The sequence below is a fragment of the Ewingella sp. AOP8-B2-18 genome (assembly GCF_052376015.1).
Classification (GTDB): Bacteria; Pseudomonadota; Gammaproteobacteria; order Enterobacterales; family Enterobacteriaceae; genus Ewingella; species Ewingella allii.
Window position 1 is genome coordinate 1 of sequence record NZ_JBQSVB010000071.1, and the last position, 378, is coordinate 378.

General features: G+C 54.8%; 1 protein-coding gene. It reads left to right on the forward strand.

Translation table 11 applies throughout. From position 1 onward, the window contains the following. Positions 1 to 90: 90 nt before the first annotated feature. Positions 91 to 378 (forward strand): phage tail protein (locus ACT3RR_RS23185; RefSeq protein WP_496201178.1); only part of this gene is annotated, 288 nt, incomplete at its 3' end.

Here is a 378-nt window from a genome sequence, read left to right on the forward strand (position 1 = left end):
AAGCGAGGAAACCCGCAATAGCCTGCTGGCCGAAGGTTCGATCGCTATCCGAGCCATCAAGGGAAAACGCCGCGTGGGGGTGCGCAAAATATGAGCCAGTTGGATGAGCTGACCGCTTTCATCACTGCGAGCATGCCAAAGCGCACTTTCGCCGGTACCGGGTTCGCCAGTTTCATGGATGAAATGAAATTTATCCCGGCGCAAAGGGATTTGGGGCTAGACCAGTACCGCCTAGCCATCATCCGTTATGACGCGGCGCTGACGTGGGACAGATTTCCTTATCGGATTTATGACCCGCGCAACCTCGCCGCGCTGCTGATGGTTTGGCTTAACCAGTCTGATCGGGAACTTTATGACGAGGTGGGCATTGATATGGAA